Origin of the sequence: Streptomyces sp. NPDC005483, assembly GCF_040606035.1 — a bacterium.
Taxonomy (GTDB): Bacteria; Actinomycetota; Actinomycetes; order Streptomycetales; family Streptomycetaceae; genus Streptomyces.
In genome coordinates, this window is record NZ_JBEXEA010000003.1 from 53,945 (window position 1) to 75,026 (window position 21,082).

A 21,082-nucleotide genomic window follows, 5' to 3' on the forward strand; every position below is an offset into this window, starting at 1 on the left:
GGCCATGGATCTTGGACTGAAGGACCGGGTGTACGTCGTCACCGGAGCGACCCGCGGGCTAGGCAACGCGGCCGCGCGTTCGCTGGTCGCGGACGGGGCGAAGGTCGTGGTGACCGGGCGGGACGAGACGCGTGCGCTGGCCGCGGCGGCGGAGTTGGGGCCGAACGCGGTGGGCGTGGGCGTCGACAACGCCGATCCGTCGACGGCGGAGCGGTTGATCGCCGCCGCGCGGGAGAACTTCGGCGGCTTCGACGGCGTACTGATCAGCGTGGGCGGCCCTGCGCCCGGCTTCGTCGCGGACAACACGGACGAGCAGTGGCAGTCCGCGTTCGAGTCCGTGTTCCTCGGGGCGGTCCGGCTGGCTCGGGCGGCCGCGGCGGAGTTGGAGGCCGGGGGCGTGATCGGGTTCGTGCTGTCGGGGTCGGTGCATGAGCCGATCCCGGGGCTGACGATCTCCAACGGGCTGCGGCCCGGGCTCGCCGGGTTCGCGAAGTCACTGTCGGACGAGTTGGGGCCGCGGGGGATCCGGGTCGTCGGGTTGCTGCCCTCCCGTATCGACACGGATCGCGTGCGCGAGCTGGACGGGATGTCGGCCGATCCTGAGGCCACGCGGGCGGCGAACGAGTCCCGGATTCCGTTGCGGCGGTACGGGGCGCCCGAGGAGTTCGGGCGGGTGGCGGCGTTCTTGTTGTCGCCGGCTGCTTCCTATCTGACCGGGGTCATGCTGCCGGTCGACGGGGGTATGAGGCACGGCTTCTAGCCGGGTTCCTCAACTGACCCTTTCCGCCTTGTGCTTGACGCCGGTCATGCGGACCTCCGCCGGCAGTGAGTCGAGGCCTGCCGAGTTGCGGGCGTGGGTCAACGCCGCTGTCGTCAGGTGGTTCAGGGCCGTTCCCGGGTCCACGTGGGGTTCCAGCAGGAGTCGCACGCGGGTCCCGGGGGCGTCCGGGCGACCGGTCAGGTGGGCGTGGGCCCGGTGGACGCCGTCCAACTCGGCTGCCTCGCCTTCGAGTACGCCCTCCAGCGCCCGGCCCCGCAGCAGCGCGCCCTCACCGTCGCCGGTGTTGACGCGTACCTCCGTGAGCCGGCGCCTGCGCAGTACGGCCGTCAGCCACCACAGGGTCAGGAGCACCACGAGTGCCAGTGCGGCGATGACCGCCGGCCACCACCAGCCCTCACCGTCCCAGCGGGTGCGCTCCGCGTCGCTGAGGAGGACGTCGTGCTGGCCGTCGTGGATCCACCAGGACGGCGGGTTCAGGCCGAGGCCCACGGCGAGCACCGAGCCGCCGACGAGAAGCAGTACCAGCCCCACCAGGCCGATCAGTACGCGGTTGACGGTCCTGAGCATCGGCCTCAGCCCTTCTTCCGGGTCGCCCGCGCCACATGCACCGACAGGGCGGGGGGCCGGGCCAGGCCCAGTCCCCTGATCGCCTCGGTGAGGGTCACGTCCAGGTCGGCGCGTACGTCGTCCAGTTCACGGAAGTGGGACACCGCGCGGACGTCGGCCTTCTTCCGGCTCACCCGTGCGCGTGCGGCCTGGACGCCGGCCACCTCCATGGCCCGGTCGCGCAGCACCATGGCGGCCGCGTCCCGGTGGAGACCGGCGCGGACGTCGGGGTGGGTGCGGCGCATCGGGAGAAGGCTGCGCAGTCCCGGCGTGATGGCCAGGACGAGCAGCCACAGGCCCAGGGCCGCGGCGACGCCGGCGCCGATCAGGACCCAGGTGTCGTCCAGGGGGCGTTCGGCGAGCTGCCGGGAGAGTTCGCGGCGCCAGTGCATGGCCGGCCGGTGGGCCCGGACGGCCGCGATGTCGTACAGGAAGATCGCCGCGACGAGCAGGAGCAGCAGGGCGACGATGCCGGCCGGGACCCGGCGCGCCGACCAGAAACGGCGTTCGCCGCCGCCGGCCCCGTCCTCGGGGACGGGTGGTGGCCCGTACGCGGCCGCCGACGCGGACTGGTCGCGCTGGTCCGGTTCCGCCTCTTTCTCGATGACCGGCAGTCGTTGTGTGGTGCCTTCGGAGCCCTGGGGCTCGCTCATCGCGTCCTCCCCTGTGCCGCGCCGTGCGCCTGTGCCGGATGCAGCCGCTCCACCTGGACCGTCACCTCCGACACCTCCATGCCCACCAACGCGACTACCCGCTCGACCACTTGCTGACGCACCTCTCGGCAACGCGCTCCGATGTCGCAGGGGTAGTCGAGTTCGAGGTGCATGCGGACGCGCGCCACTTCGGTGGGGGTCCCCCCGCTAGAGCGAAGCCGAGAGTGGGGAAGGACGACGACGGTGGCGTAGGGAGGCTCGGCCTCGGTGGGGAGTTCTCCGAGCGCCTCGCGGGCCGCCTGTCCCGCGACCTTCGCGACCACCCGGTCGGCGATCCTCGTCGCCCCTCGGTCCCCGGGCGCGACGGCGGTCGCGGTCAGGGGCCCGCGGAGCTCGACCGCTCTGCCGTTCTCACTGCTCACGGACGTCATGGCCGCCGGTCGCGGCGGTCGTCACGGGTACGGAAGAAGTCGCCGATCTCCAGGTCCCCCTCCAGGAACCGGCCGACGACGAAGCCGATGGCGCCCAGCGCCGCCACCAGCAGGAAGGCGCCGAACCCGCCGAAATACCCTGCGAAGCCCAGCGCCATGCCGGCGATCATGCCGACCACGGCCATGCTCATCGTGCGCTCCCTAAAGGTCCTTCAGATGTGGTGCGGCTACTGGAGCCGGGACTCCGGCTCCTCGTCCTCCTCGTCGGGCAGCTTCACATCGCTCACCGCGACATTGACCTCGACGACCTCCAGGCCGGTCATCCGCTCCACCGCGGCGATGACGTTCTCCCGCACCGCCTTGGCCACGTCGGAGATCGAGACGCCGTAGTCGACGACGATCTCCAGGTCGAGCGCCGTCTGGACCTCGCCGACCTCCACCTTGACCCCGCGTGTGGCGGACTTGGAACCGCCGGGCACCCGGTCCCGCACCGCCCCGAAGGTGCGGCTCAGTCCGCTGCCCATGGCGTGGACACCGAGGACGTCGCGGGCCGCGAGTCCGGCGATCTTCTCGACGACCCCGTCGGCGATGGTGGTACGCCCGCGGGTCGCCGGGTCGCCGCCGCCGCGCCTGGTGGTCTTCCGGACCTGTGCCTGCGGGTCCACCTCGGTGCCCTGCGTCATGTCGGTCATCGCCGTCACCCCTTTCGCTCGTCCTCCTTCGACCACCGTAAGCGCGGTTGCGCGATCGCGCGCCGGAGATGCGGCAGGCTGGAGTAATGACGGCGGAGCAATGGGCACGGAGCGTGCGGCATCAGCTGGGGCTGGGCAGACTGCTGCCCCTGGGCGGGCCGCGTGACGGCGCGTGGATCTCCGAGGAGGCGGCCCGGGCGGTGCTGTGGAATGCCGCCGCGGGTCTTCGGGGCGTACGGCTGGACACGGTGCGCATCGGGCTCGCCGATCCGCAGGACACGCACGAGCCCGCCGTCCCGCCGCCTCCCGGCGCACTGCCGCCGGGCCCGCTGCGGCTCGCGGCGGAGTTCGGGGCCACGCCCGCGGAACCGCTGCCGGTGACGGCCGAGCGGCTGCGCACGGCGCTCGCCGGGGCGGCGGCCGGGGCGCTGGGGCTGGAACTCGGCGAGGTGGACCTGCGCGTGACGGCCCTGCTGGACGAGGACGCGGCGCCCTCCCCCGTACCGGCGCCCGAGCCGCCGCGTCCCGCGGAGACGGAGCACGGCAACGAGGCCCTCGCCGCCGTCGCCGCGCTGGCGGTGCCCGGGGTGGGCCGGCTGACCGGTCTGCTGGGGCCGCCGGTGCACATCTCGGACCGTGCGACCGGGGACGGCTCGTTGCCGCGCCGCCATGTCCGCGTCGAACTGGCGGTGGGCACGGACCGCCGGGCCCTGGACGTGGCCCGGGCGGTCCGCGCCGCCGTGGGAGCCGCGCTACCGGATCATCCAACGGTGGCCGTGCTGGTGACAGCCGTGGCGGCGGCTCAGGACCTGTGGCCGGACACGCCCTAGGGTCTGTCCGGCGGATCAGGCCGGCTGCAAGAAACGGTGCTGCTCGGTGCAGGTGAGCGGGGCTGGGTGCGTCTGGCTGCAAGGCGGAGGAGGGAGTCGACGCGGAGCGTCGGCGAGTGACGACAACGCGGCAGACGGGCGTGCCCGGCCCCGCGACGCCGGCATGATCCGCCGGACAGGCCCTAGCCGACCTGCTTCGCCGCCGCCCGCCCCGCCGCGCGCCCGGAGAAGAGGCAGCCGCCGAGGAAGGTGCCCTCCAGCGCGTTGTAGCCGTGGACACCGCCACCGCCGAAGCCGGCGACCTCGCCCGCCGCGTACAGACCGTCGAGGGGCTTGCCGTCGGTGCCCAGGGCGCGGGAGTCGAGGTCGGTCTGGATGCCGCCGAGCGTCTTGCGGGTGAGGATGTGCAGCTTGACGCCGATCAGGGGACCGGCGGCCGGGTCGAGGATGCGGTGCGGGGTGGCGACCCGGCCCAGGCGGTCGCCGATGTAGCGGCGGGCGTTGCGGATGCCCTGGACCTGGGCGTCCTTGCTGTAGGAGTTCGCGATCTGCAGGTCGCGGGCCTCGATCTGGCGGCGGATCGAGGCGGCGTCCAGAAGCGCCTTGTCCGTCAGGCCGTTCATCTTCTCGACGAGCTGCTCCAGGTCGGGGGCGGTCACGAAGTCCGCGCCCTTGCGCAGGAACGCGTCCACCGGTCCCGGCGCGCCCTTGCCGAGGATGCGCTCCTTGAGGAAGCCCGCGCGGTCCTTGGCGGTGATGTCGGGGTTCTGCTCGGAGCCCGAGAGCGCGAACTCCTTCTCGATGATCTTCTGGGTGAGGATGAACCAGGAGTGGTCGTGCTCCGCGATGTCCTCGGTGGTGCGCAGGTGCTTGAGGGTGCCGAGGGTGTCGTAGCCGGGCAGGTACGGCTCGGGCAGTCGGCGGCCCAGGGCGTCGAACCACATCGAGGAGGGGCCGGGGAGGATACGGATGCCGTGGCCGGGCCAGATCGGGTCCCAGTTCTGGATGCCCTCGGTGTAGTGCCACATGCGGTCGCGGTTGACCAGGCGGACGCCCGCGCCCGCGCTGATGTCGAGCATCCGGCCGTCGACATAGGCGGGGACGCCGGTGACCATCTCGGCGGGCGGAGTGCCGAGCCGTTCGGGCCAGTAGCGGCGGACGATGTCGTGGTTGGCGCCGATGCCGCCGGTGGTGACGACGACGGCCCGGGCGGTGAGTTCGAAGTCGCCGACGCGGTCGCGGTTGGAGGCGACCCCGCGCGCGGAGTTGTCCTCGGCGAGGACCGTGCCGCGCACGCCGCGGGCGGCGCCCTCCTCGACGACGAGCTCGTCGACCTGGTGGCGGTGGTAGAAGGTCAGCAATCCGTCGCGCGCGGCCTGTTTGGCGTGGTCGACGAACGGCTCGACCACTCCGGTGCCGGTGCCCCAGGTGACGTGGAAGCGGGGCACGGAGTTGCCGTGGCCGTGGGCCGTGAGGTCGCCGCGCTCGGCCCAGCCGACGGTGGGCAGGAACTTGATGCCGTGCCCCTCCAGCCAGGACCGCTTCTCCCCCGCCGCGAACTCGACGTAGGCACGCGCCCAGCGCACCGCCCAGGAGTCCTCGTCGTCGAGGCGGTCGAACTTGGCGCTGCCCTGCCAGTCGCTCCAGGCGAGGTCGAAGGAGTCCTTGATGCCCAGGCGCCGCTGCTCCGGGGAGTCGACGAGGAAGAGCCCGCCGAACGACCAGAACGCCTGGCCGCCGAGGTTGGCGGCGTTCTCCTGGTCGACCAGCGCGACCCTCCTGCCGCGGCTGGTGAGCTCGTGCGCGGCGACCAGGCCCGCGAGCCCCGCTCCGACGACGATGACGTCGGCATCCATGGCGACCGTCCCTTCCCTCATACGGTGGTGTCGCTGCCGTCGGTGAGCAGCGCGGTGAGCAGTTGCTTCAGCCAGACGCGGGCCCGCTCCACGTCCGCGTCCAGCAGCAGTTGGACGGTGACCCCGTCGTAGGCGGCGACCACGGCGTGGGCGGCACTGTCGACGTCGCCCAGGACGGCGGGCAGTTCGGCGTGCCCACGCGTGCGTGCCAGTCGGTCGGCGATCGCCCGCCTGAGCCGGGCCCGGTGTTCGAGCAGGGTCCGGGCGACCTCGGGGGCGCGGGCGGCGTGTACCAGGAAGTCGGTCTTCACCAGGAGCCAGTCCCGGTCCAGGAGCAGCACGTCGGTGACCCGGTCGACGGCGGCCGGCACGTCGAGGCCGGGCCCGTCGAGAGCGAGGGCCCCGGAGACCTGGTCGGCGATGAGGTCGGCGCGCTGCTGGTAGAGCGCGAAGAAGAGTTCGTCGAGGCTGTCGAAGTTCGAGTAGAAGGCACCGCGGCTGTATCCGGCGGCCTCGCAGACCTCCTCGATCGACACCCGGCCGAAGCCCTTGGCGGCGAACACCGCGAAGGCCGCGTCCAGGAGATTGGCACGCGTGCGGACCCGACGCCTGGTCACACGCCTGGTCGTGTTCTCCACCGTCACCTCCGGCCCTCCGTTCGATACAGGAATGTATCCGATACATCGATGTATCGAAAGGGTCGAACACCTCGGCGCACTTCATGGGAACAGATTTTCGAATCAGGAGTAGGCTGGATCCATGACCGCGCACCTCCAGGGCTCCCTGTTCGACCAGACCGACCAGCTCCGGCTCGGCCCGCTCGACGGAATCCGCCGTACCGGGCTCGCCCACGGCGCCTGGATCGACGTCCTGCCCGGATGGCTCGGCGGCTCGGACGCTCTGTTCGAACAGCTGGCCGCCGAGGTGCCGTGGCGCGCGGAGCGCCGCACGATGTACGACCACGTCGTCGACGTACCACGGCTGCTCTCGTTCTACGGCGTGGACGACAAACTGCCGCATCCCGTGCTCACCGAGGCCCGCGAGGCGCTCACCGCGCACTACGCCGACGAGCTCGGCGAGCCGTTCACCACGGCCGGGCTCTGCTACTACCGCGACGGCCGGGACAGCGTCGCCTGGCACGGCGACCGGGGCGGCAGGGGCGCCGGCCAGGACACCATGGTCGCGATCCTCTCCGTGGGCGCGCCGCGCGATCTGCTGCTGCGGCCCGCTCGCGGCGGCGGGGAGACCCTGCGGCGGCCGCTGGGCCACGGCGACCTGATCGTGATGGGCGGCTCCTGCCAACGCACCTGGGAGCACTGCGTGCCGAAGTCCACGCGCGCGACGGGGCCGCGCATCAGCATCCAATTCCGCCCGCACGGCGTGCGCTGAGGCAGAGAGGCGGCTGCTTCGGCCGCGCGCGGGGGCTGCCTCCGGCGGACGGTGCCGGAGGCAGCCCCGTCCCCCCGGGGGTCGGACGGGGAGAATCGGCGAAAAGCCGCGTGGTGTCAGTACGGCTGACGAAAGACGCCTCCCCCTCACCTACCGTGCCGCGCGCCAGGCACGGCAGCCACGCGGACGGTGCCGGAGGCAGCCCCGTCACCATGGTGGTCGAGCGCTTGAACTGGCCGCTGGAAGTTGACCGTTGGAAGACCGGTACCCGCCGCTCCGGATCGTCTGAGCGTCTGCTTTGCTGTGTGCCGTCGGGCAGGGACTCAGCGGGCGGGGCGATCATGAGCGCGGGCGTGCAGCAAGTCGCGGACGGCACCTATCTGGTGCACGGCAGCAACACCAACTGGGTGATCCTGACCGAGGGAAGCTCCGCCACGCTGGTCGACACCGGCTACCCGGGCGACCGGGAGCAGTTGCTTGCCTCCCTCGCGGAGGTGGGGAGTTCGCCGGAGGCACTCACCGCGGTCCTCATCACGCACGCCCACAACGACCACCTGGGGTCCGCCGAGTACCTGCGCGCCGCCTACGGCACGCCGGTCTACCTGCACGAGGCCGAAGTGCCGCACGCACGGCGGGAGTTCCTGCACCAGGTCTCCGTCGGGACGGTCCTGAAGAACGGCTGGCGCCCCGGTGTGCTGCCGTGGGCGGTGCACGCGATCCGCGTGGGCGGCACGGCCCACGTTCCGGTCGTCTCCCCGCAGCCCTTCCCGGCGGACGGCGCCCTCGATCTGCCGGGCCGCCCGGTCCCCGTGTACACACCGGGTCACACCGACGGGCACTGCGCCTTCCACCTCCCCGAACGCGGCGTGGTGATCTCCGGCGACGGCCTGGTGAGCGGTCACCCCACCTCGCGGATCAAGGGGCCCCAGCTGCTTCCGGACATGTTCCACCACGAACGCGCGCGTGCCGTGGCGTCGCTGGACGTGTTCGCGGAGCTGGAGGGCGATGTGCTGCTGCCGGGGCACGGACCGGTGCACCGCGGTCCAGTCCGTGAAGCGGCACTTCAGGCCAGGGACCGCGCGCTCTAAGGTGAGGTGACGATCACCGGCGAGACAAGGACAGACCAGCCATGGCCCTGCAGATCAGCGCGACGAACCCGGAGCACCCCGCGCTCCTGCTCGAACTGCCGTGGCATCTGCCGCTGGAGCAGTGGCCGGAAGAGGTCCTGGTTCCGCTGCCGCGCGGTATATCCCGCCACGTGGTGCGCTACGCCCGCGCCGGCGACGAGGTCATCGCCGTGAAGGAGCTCGCCGAGCGCCCGGCGCTGCGCGAGTACGAGCTGCTGCGGGACCTCGACCGGCTCGCCATACCCGCCGTCGACCCGCTCGCCGTGGTCACCGGGCGCACCGACGCCGAGGACGCCCCGCTGGAGTCGGTGCTGGTCACCCGGCATCTGGGCGGCTCGATGCCGTACCGCTCGATGTTCGAGACGACCATGCGGCCCGCCACCATGCACCGCCTGATGGACGCGCTGGCCGTCCTCCTGGTGCGGCTGCACCTGGCCGGGTTCGCCTGGGGCGACTGCTCCCTGTCCAACACCCTGTTCCGGCGCGACGCGGGCGCCTACGCCGCCTACCTGGTGGACGCCGAGACCGGTGACCTGCACCCGCAGCTCAGCCCCGGGCAGCGGGACTACGACCTGGACCTCGCCCGGGTGAACATCAGCGGCGAACTGCTCGACCTGGAGGCCTCCGGGGCGCTGCACCCCTCGGTGGACGCGATCGAGTTCGGCATGGAGATCTGCTCGCGCTACGGCAGCCTGTGGGAGGAGCTGACCCGCAGGTCGGTGTATCCGGCGGGCAAGTACCACTTCATCGAGCGCCGGATCCGCCGGCTCAACGAACTCGGCTTCGACGTGGCCGAGATGCAGATCGAGCACGCGCCGAACGGCGACACGGTCACCTTCGTGCCGAAGGTCGTGGACGCGGGTCACCACCAGCGCCAGCTCCTGCGCCTGACGGGCCTGGACACCGAGGAGAACCAGGCCCGGCGGCTGCTGAACGACCTGGAGAGCTGGATGGCCACCCAGGACGACTACGCCCCGGGCGACCCGCTCGGCGCCCGCCCGGAGGTCCTCGCCCACCGCTGGGTGCGGGACGTCTTCCGGCCCACCGTGCGGGCCGTGCCGCTCGAGATGCGCGGGTCGATGGACCCGGCCGAGATCTACCACGAGCTCCTGGAGCACCGCTGGTACCTGTCCGAGCGGGCCCAGCACGACATCGGGATCGACACGGCGGTCGACGACTACATCACCAACATCCTTCCCAAGGCCAGGGAGACGCTCCAGCCGACCCCCGCCACGGCGGACTGACTCAGGCGGGCGGCACCACGGCCACCGGGCAGTCCGCGTGGTGCAGCACCCCGTGCGCGACCGACCCGATCCGGGCCCCCACCGCGGTACGGCGGGCCCGGCGGCCGACGACCATCAGCTGGGCCCGCGCGGTCACCGACAGCAGCACCTGGCCCGCGCTGCCCATCTCCACGTGCTCGACGACCGGCACGTCGGGGAACCGGTCCCGCCACGGCTGGAGCGCCGCGGCCAGGGCCCTCTTCTCGTACGGCTCCAGCCCTCCGGCCTCGTCGAGGAGCTTGAGCGAGCCCGGGCTGTAGGCGAACACCGGCGGCAGCGTCCAGGCCCGTACGGCACGCACGGCCGCTCCCCGTGCCGCCGCCGTCTCGAAGGCGAACCGCAGCACCTCGGCGCTGTCCTGCGGGTCACCCTCCTGGCCCACGACGATCTCGCGCCCCGAGACCTCCGCGGTGGCCTGGTCACCGGCCCGCACCAGGACCACGGGCCGCGTCGCCTCGGCGATCACCTGCTGGCCCACCGAGCCCAGCAGGAAGCCGACCACCGGGCCGTACCCGCGGGAACCCAGGACCAGCAGTCCGGCGTCGTCCGCGGCGGCGAGCAGCACGTCCACACTGCCGCCCTCCACCAGGTCGGTGTCCACGTCGAGCCCGGTGTGCAGCCCGGTGACGGCCCGGACCGCCTCGGCCATGGCGTCCCGCGCCCAGCCCTCCTGGGTGTCCCGGTCCCCCGCGTCGATCCCCTCGTACGGCTGGAACCGCCACGCGTGCACCACCCGTAGCGCCACGCCTCGCCGGACCGCCTCCCGCGCGGCCCAGCGCGGCGAGGCTCTCCTCGGTTCCGTCGATCCCTGCGGTGATCGGGCGGGTCATGCGGTGGCCTCCCTGTTCGCGGTCACGTGCGTGAGGTCCAGTCTTCACTACGCTGGTTCCATGGCCTTGGAATGGGAGCAAGTCATCGTGGACTCGGCGGATCCCGCCGCCCTCGGACGCTGGTGGGCCGAGGCGCTGGGCTGGGTGGTGGTCGGGGACGCCCCGGACGAGTTCGAGATCCGCCCCGAGAAGGACCGCACGCCGGGGCTACTCTTCGTGCCGGTGCCCGAGCCGAAGAGCGTCAAGAACCGGCTCCACCTCGACTTCCGTCCGGACGACCAGCACGCCGAGGTCACCCGTCTCCTCGCCCTGGGCGCTCGGCACGCGGACGTGGGCCAGGGCGAGCAGCCGTGGGTGACGCTCATGGATCCCGAGGGCAACGAGTTCTGCGTGCTGGGCGAGCGCCGAGCCTGACCCCGGCAGGGTCAGCCATACCTGCGCGTAGCCGGGCGATCGAACATACGATGGGCGGGACCGGGCCGGTGACCACGGGGGGCGCCGTGCCCCGACCGACCGCCCGGGTGGGGAGACGCATGGCACAGGCCGCCGAATCGGCGCGGACCGTCATCCTGACCGTGGACGACGACCCGGGGGTGTCCCGTGCCGTCGCCCGCGATCTGCGGCGGCGCTACGGCGAGTCGTACCGGATCGTGCGTGCGGAGTCCGGTGAGTCCGCGTTGGAGGCGCTGCGGGAGCTGAAGCTGCGCGGCGACCTCGTGGCGGTGATCCTGGCCGACTACCGCATGCCGCAGATGAACGGCATCGAGTTCCTGGAACAGGCCCTGGACGTGTATCCGGGCGCCCGCCGCGTGCTGCTGACGGCGTACGCGGACACCAGCGCGGCGATCGACGCGATCAACGTCGTCGACCTCGACCACTACCTCCTCAAGCCGTGGGACCCGCCCGAGGAGAAGCTCTACCCGGTCCTGGACGACCTGCTGGAGGCGTGGCGGTGCAGCGACTACCGGCCGGTGCCCGCCACGAAGGTGATCGGACACCGCTGGTCGGCGCGATCTTCGGACGTGCGGGAGTTCCTGGCCCGCAACCAGGTGCCGTACCGCTGGTACTCCAGGGACGAGCCCGAGGGGCAGCGGCTGCTGGCCGCGGCGGGGCAGGACGGGCAGCGGCTACCGGTGGTGATCACCCCGGACGGCGAACCGCTGGTCGAGCCGGAGGCACCCGACCTGGCCGCCCACGTGGGCCTCGCCACCACCCCGACCGCCGACTTCTACGACCTCGTCGTCATCGGCGGCGGTCCGGCAGGGCTCGGCGCCGCGGTGTACGGGGCCTCGGAGGGGCTGCGGACCGTGCTCGTGGAGCGCTCGGCGACCGGCGGGCAGGCAGGGCAGAGTTCGCGGATCGAGAACTACCTGGGCTTCCCCGACGGTGTGTCCGGCGGCCAGCTCACCGACCGGGCCCGTCGGCAGGCGACGAAGTTCGGGGCGGAGATCCTCACCGCCCGTGAGGTGGCGGGTCTGGAGGTCAACGGCGCGGCCCGCACCGTGCGCTTCTCGGACGGGTCGGCGGTGGCCGCGCACAGCGTGATCCTGGCGACCGGTGTGTCGTACCGGCAGCTGGACGCGCCGGGCTGCAAGGACCTGACCGGGTGCGGGGTGTTTTACGGCTCGGCGCTGACCGAGGCTGCCGGCTGCCAGGGGCAGGACATCTACATCGTCGGCGGCGCCAACTCGGCCGGGCAAGCCGCCATGTACCTGTCCCGGGGAGCCAAGTCGGTGACCCTGCTGGTGCGCGGTCCGGACCTGTCCGCGTCGATGTCGCACTACCTGATCCAGCAGATCGAGGAAGCTCCCAACATCTCGGTCCGCGCGCGTACCGTCGTCGAGGCCGCGCACGGCTCCGACCACCTGGAGCAGCTGACCCTGCGCGACGTCGACACCGGGGAGACCGAACTCGTCGACGCGCAGTGGCTGTTCGTGTTCATCGGCGCGGCCCCGCTGACCGGCTGGCTGGACGGCACGGTGCTGCGGGACGAGCACGGGTTCATCCTGGCCGGGCCCGACCTCACCCCCGACGGGCGGCCGCCGGCGGACTGGGAGCTGGACCGGCCGCCGTACCACCTGGAGACCAACGTTCCGGGCGTGTTCGTCGCGGGCGACGCGCGTGCCGAGTCCGCGAAGCGGGTCGCGTCCGCCGTCGGAGAGGGAGCCATGGCAGTGATGCTCGTCCACCGGTATCTGGAGCAGTCGTGAGCGGGCAGCCGATGCCGTGCAGTCCTGGGGAGATCGGTTCGCTGTTCCTGTTCGAGAAGCTCTCCCCCGAGCAGCTCGGGCAGTTGTGCAGCGCGGGCCGGGTGGAGCGGTTCGAGCCCGGGCCCGTCTACACCGAGGGTGAACCCGCCACCTGCTTCTACGTCATGCTGGAAGGCACGGTGGTGCTCTCCCGCCGGGTCGGCGGCGACGACGTGGAGATCAACCGCACCTCGCAGCGCGGCGTGTACGCCGGGTCCATGCAGGCGTACCTCGGTGACCGGGTGCAGCAGACCTACAACGGCTCCATGCGGGTCACGGAACCCTCGCGGTTCTTCGTCCTGCCCTCGGAGACGTTCGCGGCCTTCATGCAGGAATGGTTCCCGATGGCGGTCCATCTGCTGGAAGGGCTCTTCTTCGGTTCGAAGAACACCCAGCGGGCCATCGGGCAGCGGGAGCGACTGCTGGCGCTCGGCTCGTTGTCGGCCGGTCTCACGCACGAGCTCAACAACCCGGCCGCGGCGGCCGTACGGGCCACGGCGACGCTGCGGGAGCGGGTCGGCAAGATGCGGCACAAGCTCGCCGTCATCGCCCAGGGCTCCTACAGCCCCGAGGTGATGGCCAACCTGATCGACATGCAGGAGCGCACGGCCGAACGCGTCGCCAAGGCACCCGCGTTGAGCCCGCTGGAGGCCTCCGACCGGGAGGACCTGCTCAGCGACTGGCTCGACGACCACGGCATCCAGGACGGCTGGCGGATCGCGCCGACCTTCGTGCAGGGCGGCCTCGACGAGGACTGGCTCGACCAGGTCGCGGCGACCGTGGGCGAGGAGATCCTGCCGAACGCGATCGGCTGGCTCAACTACACCGTCGAGACCGAGCTGTTGATGGACGAGATCAACGACTCCACGGCCCGGATCTCGCACCTCGTCGACGCGGCCAAGCAGTACTCCCAGCTGGACCGGGCGCCCTATCAGGTGGCCGACGTGCACGAACTCCTCGACAGCACGCTGCTGATGCTGTCGGGGAAGATCGGGCAGCAGATCAAGGTCGTCAAGGACTACGACCGGACGCTGCCAAGGATCCCTGCCTACCCCGCCGAGCTCAACCAGGTGTGGACCAACCTGATCGACAACGCGGTGCAGGCCATCAACAGCGTAGGTGAGGAAGGGACGTTGACCGTCCGGACCGCGCTCGACCACGACCGGCTGCTGGTGGAGTTCCGGGACACCGGGCCCGGGGTGCCGCCGGACATCCGCGGGCGGATCTTCGATCCCTTCTTCACCACCAAGCCCGTGGGCGAGGGGACGGGGCTCGGACTCGACATCTCCTGGCGGATCGTGGTCAACAAGCACCACGGGACGCTCCAGGTGGAGTCCTCGCCGGGCGACACCCGCTTCCAGGTGCTGCTTCCGCTGACCGCCGTGGACAACTCGACCGAGGAGCCGGAATGACCGACATCAAGGGCATCGACCCGAGCGTGCCGCCCAGCGGGGACGGGTGCGCGGAGTGCGACGCCGCGGGTGGCTGGTGGTTCCATCTGCGGCGGTGCGCGCAGTGCGGGCACGTGGGGTGCTGCGACTCCTCACCCGGGCAGCACGCGACGGGGCATTTCCGGGACTCGGGACATCCTCTGGTGCAGAGCTTCGAGCCGGGTGAGGAGTGGTTCTGGAACTTCGAGACGAACGAGATGTTCGAGGCGGGGCCGGAGCTGGCGGGGCCGGGAAGTCATCCCGCGGGCCAGCCGGCGCCGGGTCCTGAGGGGCGGGTGCCTTCCGACTGGGCGCGGGTGTTGCGGCGTTGAGCGCCCAGGAGCTCGGTGCGGTCCGTCTGCCGGCGGATGCGGGCCGTCTGTGGTTGATCGCGCAGTTCCCCGCGCCCCTGGGGTAGTCGTGTCGCAGATCTCCATCAGTACGCCGATCATCGGGCGGGACGACGAGCTTGCCCGGCTTTCCGGGGTGCTGGGGCGGGCCCGGGGCGGGGAAGCTCGGGCCGTGCTCGTCGCCGGAGACGCCGGCGTCGGCAAGACGCGGGTGCTGGAAGAAGTCACAGGGCGGGCCGCGGCGGCCGGGATGACCGTGCTCACCGGGCACTGTGTCGATCTCGGTGACGTCGGGTTGCCGTACCTGCCGTTCACCGAGGTGCTCGGGGCGCTCGCGCAGGACGAGCGGTTCACCGGTACCCTCGCCGCCTATCCGGTGGTGGAGCGGTTGTTGGGCGGCGGCTCCGCCGGTGACTCCGGTGGGCGGCTCCGGTTGTTCGAGGGGATCGCCGGACTGCTCGCCGATCTCTCGGACATCGCTCCCCTGCTGCTCGTCCTGGAGGATCTGCACTGGGCCGATCAGTCGTCCCGGGATCTGCTGAGGTTCCTGCTCAGCCGGGGGATCCTCCAGCGGTCGGCGGGCGGGGCGCCCACGCACCGGCTGGCCGTCCTCGCCTCGTACCGGGCGGACGACCTGCACCGGCGTCATCCGCTGCGGCCGCTGCTCGCCGAACTCGTGCGGCTGCCCGCCGTGGAGCGGCTGGAGCTGCGGCCGATGGCCGACGCCGAGGTGGCCCGGCTGGTGCGGGCCCTGCGCGAGGGGCCGCTGCCGGACACCACCGTGCGGCGGATCGTCGAGCGGGCCGAGGGCAACGCGTTCTACGCCGAGGAACTGCTCGCCGCCACCGGGAGCGGGGAGGGCGGGGTGCCCAGCGGGCTCGCCGATGTGCTGCTGATCCGGTTCGAGCAGCTGTCCGACACCGCCCAGCAGGTGCTGCGCACCGCCGCCGTGGCCGGGCGGCGCGTCGAGCACGAGCTGCTGCGGGAGGCCGTACGACTGCCCGAGGAGGAGCTGGAAACCGCCCTGCGCGAGGCCATCGGGCGGCAGCTTCTGGTGCCCGGTCAGGGGGACACGTACGCGTTCCGGCACGCCCTCGCCCGTGAGGCCGTGTACGCCGATCTGCTCCCCGGCGAGCGGGCGCGGCTGCACGGGGCGTTCGCCCGGCTGCTCGACGGGCGGGGACATCGCGCGGAGAGCGCGGCGGAGCGGGCCCATCACTACCGCGAGAGCCATGACCTCGCCTCCGCGCTCGCCGCCTCCCTGGAGGCCGCGGACCACGCCGAACGGGTGGGGGCGCCCGCCGAGGAGCTACGGCACCTGGAAGCGGCCCTCGACCTGTGGTCGGCGGTCGAGCCCTCCGCGCGGCCCTCGGGCGAGGGGGCCGACCGGGTACGGCTGATGCTGCGGGCCTCGTCGGCGGCCGCGCACACCGGCGAACTGCACCGGGCGGTCTCCCTCACGCGCGCGGCGCTCGCCGGTGTGGGCCAGGAGGCGGACTCCGAGCTCGCCGCCCGGGTGCGCTACACACTCGCCGGGAACCTGATGACCGTCGACAACCTCACCGCGGCCTTCGCCTACAGCAGCGAGGCCCTCGACATGATCCCCGCGGATCCCCCGTCCCGTACCTGGGTGTGGGCCGCGGCGACACATGTGCTGGCGGCCCGCCACGTCGGGGAGAACGAGACCGCGCTGCGGGTCGCGCGCCAGGCCCTGGACACGGCGGAGGAGCTGGGCGTGACCGACGCCCAGGCGGACCTGCTGATCTCCCTCGCCGTGGTCGAGGGCGGCGGCCGCCGGTCGGTGGCGGGCCGGGGGCGGTTGCGGCGGGCGCGGGAGCTGGCCCGCAGTTCGGGCAACGCGCCGGTGGAGATGCGCGCGCTGTTCAATCTCGCCATCGGCACCTTCGAGTCCGGGCACCTGGACGACTGTCTGCCCTGGATCACGGAGGGACTGGACCGCGCCCGCAGGGCCGGGCTGCTGTCGTCGCCGTATCCGATGGAGATGCGCTATCTCCATCTGCTGGTGCTGTACACCCTGGGCCGCTGGGACGAGTGTGTCCGGACGGCGAGCACCGATGCCGAGGTGCTGCCCGTGGCCGGTGGGTACCGGGTCGCGCCCGCGCTCTACGTGGCGCTCGCGCGCGGTGACTTCAGTGCCGCCGACCGGGCCCGGACGCTGCTGGAGGGGCCGTTCGACTGGATGGCCACGCTCGTCGCGGGCATCGCGCTGACCGAGGCGGCGGTCCTGCGGGGTGATGCGGAGGCGGCCGTGGAGCGGATGCGGTCCACCGTCACGCTCCTCACCGACGACACCGGCACGCCTCCCGACGTCACGGTCCGGCTGGCCGCCCTCGCGTTGTCCGCGGTCGCCGACCGGGCCACCGATCTGCGTCTCGGAGGAGACCAGGAGGGAGCCCGTCGGTGGGCGGAGACCGCGACCGAGCTGCTGGCGCCGGCCAGGGCCCTCGCCGTGCACGGCGGAGTGCCGCAGGGCCCCGAAGGACAGGCCTGGCTGGCCCGGGCCGAGGCGGAGTGGACCCGGGCCGTGTCGGGGCCGGACGCCGAGGCCTGGGCGAAGGCGGTCGCCGCGTTCGACTTCGGTGACGTGTACGAACCGGCGCGCTGCCGCCTGCGGTACGCCGAGGCACTGCTCGCCGCCGACCGGCGTGAGGAGGCCGCGACCGAGGCGCGGGCGGCGCGTGAGGTGTTCGCCCGGCTGGGGGCCACGGTGCTGCTGGAGCGGACGGACGAGCTGATCCGGCGCGGCCGGCTGGCCGAGGCCCCGCCCACCGCGTCGCCGCTCACGGCCCGCGAGCAGGACGTGCTGCGGCTGCTCGCGCGCGGGCGCAGCAACCGGCAGATCGGCGAGGAGCTGTTCATCACCGGCAAGACGGCCAGCGTGCACGTCTCCAACATCCTGGCCAAGCTGGGCGCGGCGAGCCGCACCGAGGCCGTGGCCGTCGCCTACCGCGAGGGGCTGATCACCCCGGAGACGACGGCCCACAGCTGACGCCCTGTCAGTGGCGGGCGCAGTCCAGGCTGTTCAGGTCGACGGAGTCCGCCATGGCCTGCATGCCCTTGTCGTTGGGGTGGATGTGGTCCCCGCCGTCGAAGACGGGCAGCATCCGCTCCTGGTCGTAGGGGCTGCGCAGGACGCGGTCGAAGTCGGTGACCGCGTCGAACTCGTCGCCGTGGCTTCTGATGAAGTCGTTGATTTCCTGTCGCACGGCCTCGGCGGCCGGATCCCATTCGGGCCAGCCCTTGAAGGGGGCGATGGTGGACACGACCACGCACTTGGCCGCCTCGTGGGCCCGGTCGACGATCTCGCGGTAGCCGGAGATCAGGTCCGGTGCCGTGACACCGCTGTGGGCCTTGAGGTCGTTGACCCCTTCGAGGAGGAACACGGTGCGCACGCCCGGCTGGGAGAGCACGTCCCGGTCCAGCCGGTTCAGGGCGCTCGGACCGGCGCCGTCGGCCAGCACCTTGTTGCCCGAGATCCCCTCGTTCGCCACCCCCTTGACCGTGGTGTGCACCTTCTGCAGGCGGCGGGCGAGGTAGTCGGGCCAGCGGCGGTTGTGGTCGCTGGTGGACTGCCACCCGTCGGTGATGGAGTCACCGAGCGCCACCACGGCACCGGTGGCCGCGGGCGTGCGCACCGAGACCGCGTCGAGGTAGAACCACGATCCGATGCTCTCGGCCCAGTGGGCGCCGCTCTCCTCGGCGGTGTGGTCGCCCTGGGTGGCGTACGACGTCTGCAGGGCCATCCAGTGGCCGGTGACCGGCCCCGCCGCGTCCGGGGTGTGGAGGCTGACGACCAGGTTCGATCCGGCGGCCAGCGTGCCGGGCAGCGGGTCGCTGTACGCCGTGGCGCCGGGTTCCACGGTGACGGAGGAGGAGCCGTCGAAGGTGAGCCGCCGGTTGGTGCCGCGCACCAGCGCCGCGTCCTTGAGCTGGAGGCCGGCGTAGACGCTGTCGAAGGTGACCGGCTGGTGGCCGAACGCGTTGGAGAGCCGGACGCGGGCGTCGCGCCCGCCGACGCTGGTGTGGACGACCATGCGGTAGCCGCGGTCGGCGGCCGAGTCGCCGATGGGGTAGGCGCTCGCGCCCCAGGTGATCACCCCGTCGGGAGGGCTGACGGCGGCCGGTGCGGGCGTGGCCTGGAGGGCCGCGGCCACGACCGTGACCGCGAGCAGCCGGGCCCGGCGGGCGGTCCGGCGCCTCATCGGCCGAAGCCCTTCAGGGTGACCGTGGCTCCCGGCTTCAGTGTCACCGTGCGCGCGCTTCCGGCGTGGGCGACCGTCGTGGTGCGGCCGCCGACGCTGCGGATCCGCGCTTCGGTCGGTTTCCCATCCCGCCAGCGTAGGTCGACGACGAAGCCGCCGCGGGCGTTCGCTCCGCTGAGCGATCCGGAGGCGGCCCAGGCGTCGGGCAGGGCGGGCAGGAGTTCCAGGTGGCCGGGGCGGGAATAGAGCAGCATCTCGATCATCGCCGCAGGGGTACCCAGATTCGCGTCTATCTGAAAGATTCCGCGGCCTTTTTCCACCTGGTAGATGTCGAAGAAATTGAAGGCGGTGCCGTTGCTGCCTCCGTCGGAGGGGCGGAGGTTGTTGACCACGAGCTGGTAGGCGTTGTCGGCGTTCTTGAGGCGGGCCCAGCACAGGGCGCGCCAGGCGTTGGCCCAGCCGAAGCTCTCCATGCCGCGTGCGGTGAGCAGGGCGGTGGCGCCCTTGACGATCTCGGCCGGGGTGGAGCCGTCTGGGCGGATGCGGTCGCCGGGGAAGAGGCCGACGAGGGGGGACAGGTGGCGGTGGGTGGTCTCGCCGAGGTTGTCGGGGGACATCCACTCCTCCAGCCAGCCGGTGGTGGGGCTGACCTGCGGGAGGTAGAGGCGTTTGCGGAGGCCGGCGATCGTGGCGGCGAAGCCGGTGTCCTTCTTCAACTCGGCCGCGGCCGTGCAGTAGTTGCCGAACAGGGCCCACACGAGTTCCTGGGCGTAGGTGATGCCCTTGGCGTCGAGGGGGCCGTGCTCGGGCGACCAGTCACTGTCGGCGACGAGGACCTCCCGTGAGGTGCCCGGGAGGGTCATGGTCAGCAGGCGTGCTTCCCAGAACTCGCACGCGCCCTTGAGAAGCGGGTAGATCTTCTCCAGATGGGTCCGTGACGTGGTGAACTCGTAGTGCTCCCAGAGGGAGTTGCACAGCCAGGCGTTGCCCGCCGGATGCCACCACCAGCCGCCTCCACCGAAGGGGTTGGTGGAGATGGCGACTGTCCAGCCGGCGTTCCTGCCCGTGGAGTTGCGGTAGCGGTTGCGGGGATCGTTGAACAGCCTGCGGGTGAGGTCGGTCCAGGACGGGAGCTGGTCGACGCAGTAGTCCGTGAAGGCGTCGAAGCACTGGGACAGACCCGCGCGGTCGGCCGCCCAGTAGTTCATCTGGATGTTGATGTCGGTGTGGTAGTCGCCCATCCAGTCGGGGTCGTTGCCGTCGAGCCACAGCCCCTGCAGGCCCAGCGGCAGGCTGCCGCGGGAGCCCGCGATCATCAGGTAGCGGCCGAACTGGAGGTACTGGGACTCCAGTTCGGGGTCGGGTGCCCCGTCCCTGGCGCGTGCGCGGATCCGCTCCCAGGTGTCGAGGGAGCGCTGCCCGGCGGAGGAGGTGCCGAGCGAGACGTCCACCTGCCCGAACAGGGCGTGATGGTCGGCGGTGTGCGTGCGGAGCAGGGTGTTCGCCGAGTGACGGGCGGCCGCGCGGACCTTGGTGCGCGCGAGCTTCGGCGGGTCGAGGGACGGGTCGCGGAAGCGGGCGGCGGCGTCAGGCGTGTAGTTGGTGCCGCCGCTCAGGACGACGGTGAGTTCCCTGCACCCGCTGAAGCCGATGTGCGGGCCGTCGACGCTGACGCTGCCGCCGGAGCCGTACGCCGTGACCGCGGCCCCGTATCGCAGACCGTTCGGCAGGGTGGCTCCGAAGGAGACCGCGGGCTCCTCGCCATGCGTCCCCTCCAATGTGATGGTGCCGGTGTACCGGCCTCCCCCGCTCTGGGTGAAGTGGAGGACGATGACGTCGTCGGGGTGGCTGGCGAAGATCTCCCGTCGGTAGGTCACGCCGGAGCGGACGTAGGACGTGGTGTTCACGCCCCGGTCGAGGTCGAGGGTGCGGCGGTAGCCGGAGACGGCGGACAGGTCGTGGTCGGGGATGTCCACGGTGAGCCGGGCCAGCAGGGTGAAGGAGCCGAAGTCCGCTCGGCCGTACGGGAACTGGCCGTCGGCGTCGAGGGTGTCGTTCAGGCCGCCGGTCCACATCGTGGCGTCGGTGACGAGGAGGAGTTCACGGCCGGGGTCGTTGGACGCGAGGGCGCCGAGACGGCCGTTGCCGACGGGCAGGCCCTGTTCGATCATCGAGTGCTCGTCGGCGGGGGCCTGCCACCACAGCTGATGGCGTGCGTCGGTGTCGAGCGCGGGTGAGTCAGCGGGTCTTTGCGGTGCTGCGATCGCCGTGAACGTGGGCAGGGCGGCGAGCGCGGCGGTCAGCGCGAGGACACCGCGTCTGGAGGGGGTGGCGGGGGTCATGGCGGCTCCT

General features: G+C 72.1%; 19 protein-coding genes and 1 pseudogene. 10 read left to right on the forward strand and 10 right to left on the reverse strand.

Going from position 1 to position 21,082, the window contains the following annotated elements:
* Positions 1-4 precede the first annotated feature (4 nt).
* Entirely contained in the window at positions 5-760 is a 756-nt protein-coding gene (locus ABZT06_RS06360; protein ID WP_355735717.1) for an SDR family oxidoreductase, read from the forward strand.
* A 9-nt stretch (positions 761-769) separates the two neighbouring features.
* Here ABZT06_RS06360 and amaP read toward each other — a convergent pair whose 3' ends face one another.
* Genes amaP through ABZT06_RS06385 form a run of 5 tightly spaced genes read right to left on the reverse strand, consistent with a single transcriptional unit; the run spans position 770 to position 3,163 of the window.
* The gene (amaP, locus tag ABZT06_RS06365) at positions 770-1,348 is read right to left on the reverse strand and encodes an alkaline shock response membrane anchor protein AmaP (RefSeq protein WP_355735719.1); all 579 of its coding nucleotides are present in this window, start codon (positions 1,346-1,348) and stop codon (positions 770-772) included.
* Positions 1,349-1,353: 5 nt separating this feature from the next.
* Positions 1,354-2,040 carry a DUF6286 domain-containing protein gene (locus ABZT06_RS06370; protein WP_355735722.1) on the reverse strand — a complete coding sequence of 229 codons (687 nt, stop codon included), beginning with the start codon at positions 2,038-2,040 and terminating at the stop codon, positions 1,354-1,356.
* Positions 2,037-2,471 carry an Asp23/Gls24 family envelope stress response protein gene (locus ABZT06_RS06375; RefSeq protein ID WP_355735724.1) on the reverse strand — a complete coding sequence of 145 codons (435 nt, stop codon included), beginning with the start codon at positions 2,469-2,471 and terminating at the stop codon, positions 2,037-2,039. The genes ABZT06_RS06370 and ABZT06_RS06375 overlap by 4 nt, the downstream gene beginning before the upstream one ends.
* Entirely contained in the window at positions 2,468-2,662 is a 195-nt protein-coding gene (locus ABZT06_RS06380; protein ID WP_020121359.1) for a hypothetical protein, read from the reverse strand. The genes ABZT06_RS06375 and ABZT06_RS06380 overlap by 4 nt, the downstream gene beginning before the upstream one ends.
* A 36-nt stretch (positions 2,663-2,698) precedes the next feature.
* Positions 2,699-3,163: an Asp23/Gls24 family envelope stress response protein gene (locus tag ABZT06_RS06385; RefSeq protein WP_355735727.1), complete on the reverse strand. Its 465-nt coding sequence runs from the start codon at positions 3,161-3,163 to the stop codon at positions 2,699-2,701.
* 86 nt (positions 3,164-3,249) lie between these two features.
* Between ABZT06_RS06385 and ABZT06_RS06390 the strand changes: the two genes are divergently transcribed.
* Positions 3,250-3,993, forward strand: coding sequence for a nucleopolyhedrovirus P10 family protein (locus ABZT06_RS06390; protein ID WP_355735729.1), 744 nt, complete (start codon positions 3,250-3,252; stop codon positions 3,991-3,993).
* 182 nt (positions 3,994-4,175) lie between these two features.
* Here the strand turns inward: ABZT06_RS06390 and ABZT06_RS06395 are convergent, their stop codons facing one another.
* Both ABZT06_RS06395 and ABZT06_RS06400 read right to left on the reverse strand, forming a co-directional pair.
* On the reverse strand, positions 4,176-5,849 hold the full coding sequence (locus tag ABZT06_RS06395; RefSeq protein WP_355735732.1) for an FAD-binding dehydrogenase: 1,674 nt from the start codon (positions 5,847-5,849) through the stop codon (positions 4,176-4,178).
* 17 nt (positions 5,850-5,866) lie between these two features.
* Positions 5,867-6,493, reverse strand: coding sequence for a TetR/AcrR family transcriptional regulator (locus ABZT06_RS06400; protein WP_355735735.1), 627 nt, complete (start codon positions 6,491-6,493; stop codon positions 5,867-5,869).
* Positions 6,494-6,608: 115 nt separating this feature from the next.
* Here ABZT06_RS06400 and ABZT06_RS06405 point away from each other — a divergent pair, with 115 nt between their 5' ends.
* The 3 genes from ABZT06_RS06405 (at position 6,609) to ABZT06_RS06415 (ending at position 9,609) form a co-directional block, all read left to right on the forward strand.
* Entirely contained in the window at positions 6,609-7,238 is a 630-nt protein-coding gene (locus tag ABZT06_RS06405; protein ID WP_355735738.1) for an alpha-ketoglutarate-dependent dioxygenase AlkB, read from the forward strand.
* Between the two features lie 341 nt (positions 7,239-7,579).
* Complete coding sequence (locus ABZT06_RS06410) at positions 7,580-8,326, forward strand: MBL fold metallo-hydrolase (protein WP_355735741.1); 747 nt, start codon at positions 7,580-7,582, stop codon at positions 8,324-8,326.
* Positions 8,327-8,367: 41 nt separating this feature from the next.
* Positions 8,368-9,609, forward strand: coding sequence for a DUF4032 domain-containing protein (locus tag ABZT06_RS06415; protein ID WP_355735743.1), 1,242 nt, complete (start codon positions 8,368-8,370; stop codon positions 9,607-9,609).
* Between the two features lies 1 nt (position 9,610).
* On the opposite strand, the pseudogene ABZT06_RS06420 reads toward ABZT06_RS06415, so the two are convergent.
* Positions 9,611-10,478: pseudogene (locus tag ABZT06_RS06420) on the reverse strand (universal stress protein).
* 60 nt (positions 10,479-10,538) lie between these two features.
* Here ABZT06_RS06420 and ABZT06_RS06425 point away from each other — a divergent pair.
* From ABZT06_RS06425 to ABZT06_RS06445, 5 genes are all read left to right on the forward strand, one after another.
* Entirely contained in the window at positions 10,539-10,892 is a 354-nt protein-coding gene (locus ABZT06_RS06425) for a VOC family protein (protein ID WP_355735746.1), read from the forward strand.
* A gap of 119 nt (positions 10,893-11,011) precedes the next feature.
* Positions 11,012-12,688: an FAD-dependent oxidoreductase gene (locus ABZT06_RS06430; RefSeq protein WP_355735749.1), complete on the forward strand. Its 1,677-nt coding sequence runs from the start codon at positions 11,012-11,014 to the stop codon at positions 12,686-12,688.
* A complete protein-coding gene (locus ABZT06_RS06435; protein WP_355735751.1) occupies positions 12,685-14,139 on the forward strand; it encodes an ATP-binding protein in 1,455 nt (484 codons plus the stop codon). The genes ABZT06_RS06430 and ABZT06_RS06435 overlap by 4 nt, the downstream gene beginning before the upstream one ends.
* A complete protein-coding gene (locus ABZT06_RS06440; RefSeq protein ID WP_355735754.1) occupies positions 14,136-14,489 on the forward strand; it encodes a UBP-type zinc finger domain-containing protein in 354 nt (117 codons plus the stop codon). The genes ABZT06_RS06435 and ABZT06_RS06440 overlap by 4 nt, the downstream gene beginning before the upstream one ends.
* A gap of 88 nt (positions 14,490-14,577) precedes the next feature.
* On the forward strand, positions 14,578-17,517 hold the full coding sequence (locus ABZT06_RS06445) for an AAA family ATPase (protein ID WP_355735757.1): 2,940 nt from the start codon (positions 14,578-14,580) through the stop codon (positions 17,515-17,517).
* A 7-nt stretch (positions 17,518-17,524) separates the two neighbouring features.
* Here ABZT06_RS06445 and ABZT06_RS06450 read toward each other — a convergent pair whose 3' ends face one another.
* Together ABZT06_RS06450 and ABZT06_RS06455 are read right to left on the reverse strand one after the other, a co-directional pair.
* Positions 17,525-18,730 carry an SGNH/GDSL hydrolase family protein gene (locus ABZT06_RS06450; RefSeq protein ID WP_355735760.1) on the reverse strand — a complete coding sequence of 402 codons (1,206 nt, stop codon included), beginning with the start codon at positions 18,728-18,730 and terminating at the stop codon, positions 17,525-17,527.
* Complete coding sequence (locus ABZT06_RS06455) at positions 18,727-21,072, reverse strand: glycoside hydrolase N-terminal domain-containing protein (RefSeq protein ID WP_355735762.1); 2,346 nt, start codon at positions 21,070-21,072, stop codon at positions 18,727-18,729. Before ABZT06_RS06455 ends, ABZT06_RS06450 begins: the two co-directional genes overlap by 4 nt.
* Positions 21,073-21,082: the final 10 nt, after the last annotated feature.

Coding starts and splice junctions, on each gene's coding strand:
- ABZT06_RS06390 (WP_355735729.1), top strand. CDS start 3,250: ATGACGGCGGAGCAATGGGCACGGAGCGTGCGGCATCAGCTGGGGCTG.
- ABZT06_RS06375 (WP_355735724.1), bottom strand. CDS start 2,471: ATGACGTCCGTGAGCAGTGAGAACGGCAGAGCGGTCGAGCTCCGCGGG.
- ABZT06_RS06415 (WP_355735743.1), top strand. CDS start 8,368: ATGGCCCTGCAGATCAGCGCGACGAACCCGGAGCACCCCGCGCTCCTG.
- ABZT06_RS06450 (WP_355735760.1), bottom strand. CDS start 18,730: ATGAGGCGCCGGACCGCCCGCCGGGCCCGGCTGCTCGCGGTCACGGTC.
- ABZT06_RS06380 (WP_020121359.1), bottom strand. CDS start 2,662: ATGAGCATGGCCGTGGTCGGCATGATCGCCGGCATGGCGCTGGGCTTC.
- ABZT06_RS06440 (WP_355735754.1), top strand. CDS start 14,136: ATGACCGACATCAAGGGCATCGACCCGAGCGTGCCGCCCAGCGGGGAC.
- ABZT06_RS06425 (WP_355735746.1), top strand. CDS start 10,539: ATGGCCTTGGAATGGGAGCAAGTCATCGTGGACTCGGCGGATCCCGCC.
- ABZT06_RS06410 (WP_355735741.1), top strand. CDS start 7,580: ATGAGCGCGGGCGTGCAGCAAGTCGCGGACGGCACCTATCTGGTGCAC.
- ABZT06_RS06385 (WP_355735727.1), bottom strand. CDS start 3,163: ATGACCGACATGACGCAGGGCACCGAGGTGGACCCGCAGGCACAGGTC.
- ABZT06_RS06360 (WP_355735717.1), top strand. CDS start 5: ATGGATCTTGGACTGAAGGACCGGGTGTACGTCGTCACCGGAGCGACC.
- ABZT06_RS06455 (WP_355735762.1), bottom strand. CDS start 21,072: ATGACCCCCGCCACCCCCTCCAGACGCGGTGTCCTCGCGCTGACCGCC.
- amaP (WP_355735719.1), bottom strand. CDS start 1,348: ATGCTCAGGACCGTCAACCGCGTACTGATCGGCCTGGTGGGGCTGGTA.
- ABZT06_RS06370 (WP_355735722.1), bottom strand. CDS start 2,040: ATGAGCGAGCCCCAGGGCTCCGAAGGCACCACACAACGACTGCCGGTC.
- ABZT06_RS06430 (WP_355735749.1), top strand. CDS start 11,012: ATGGCACAGGCCGCCGAATCGGCGCGGACCGTCATCCTGACCGTGGAC.
- ABZT06_RS06405 (WP_355735738.1), top strand. CDS start 6,609: ATGACCGCGCACCTCCAGGGCTCCCTGTTCGACCAGACCGACCAGCTC.
- ABZT06_RS06395 (WP_355735732.1), bottom strand. CDS start 5,849: ATGGATGCCGACGTCATCGTCGTCGGAGCGGGGCTCGCGGGCCTGGTC.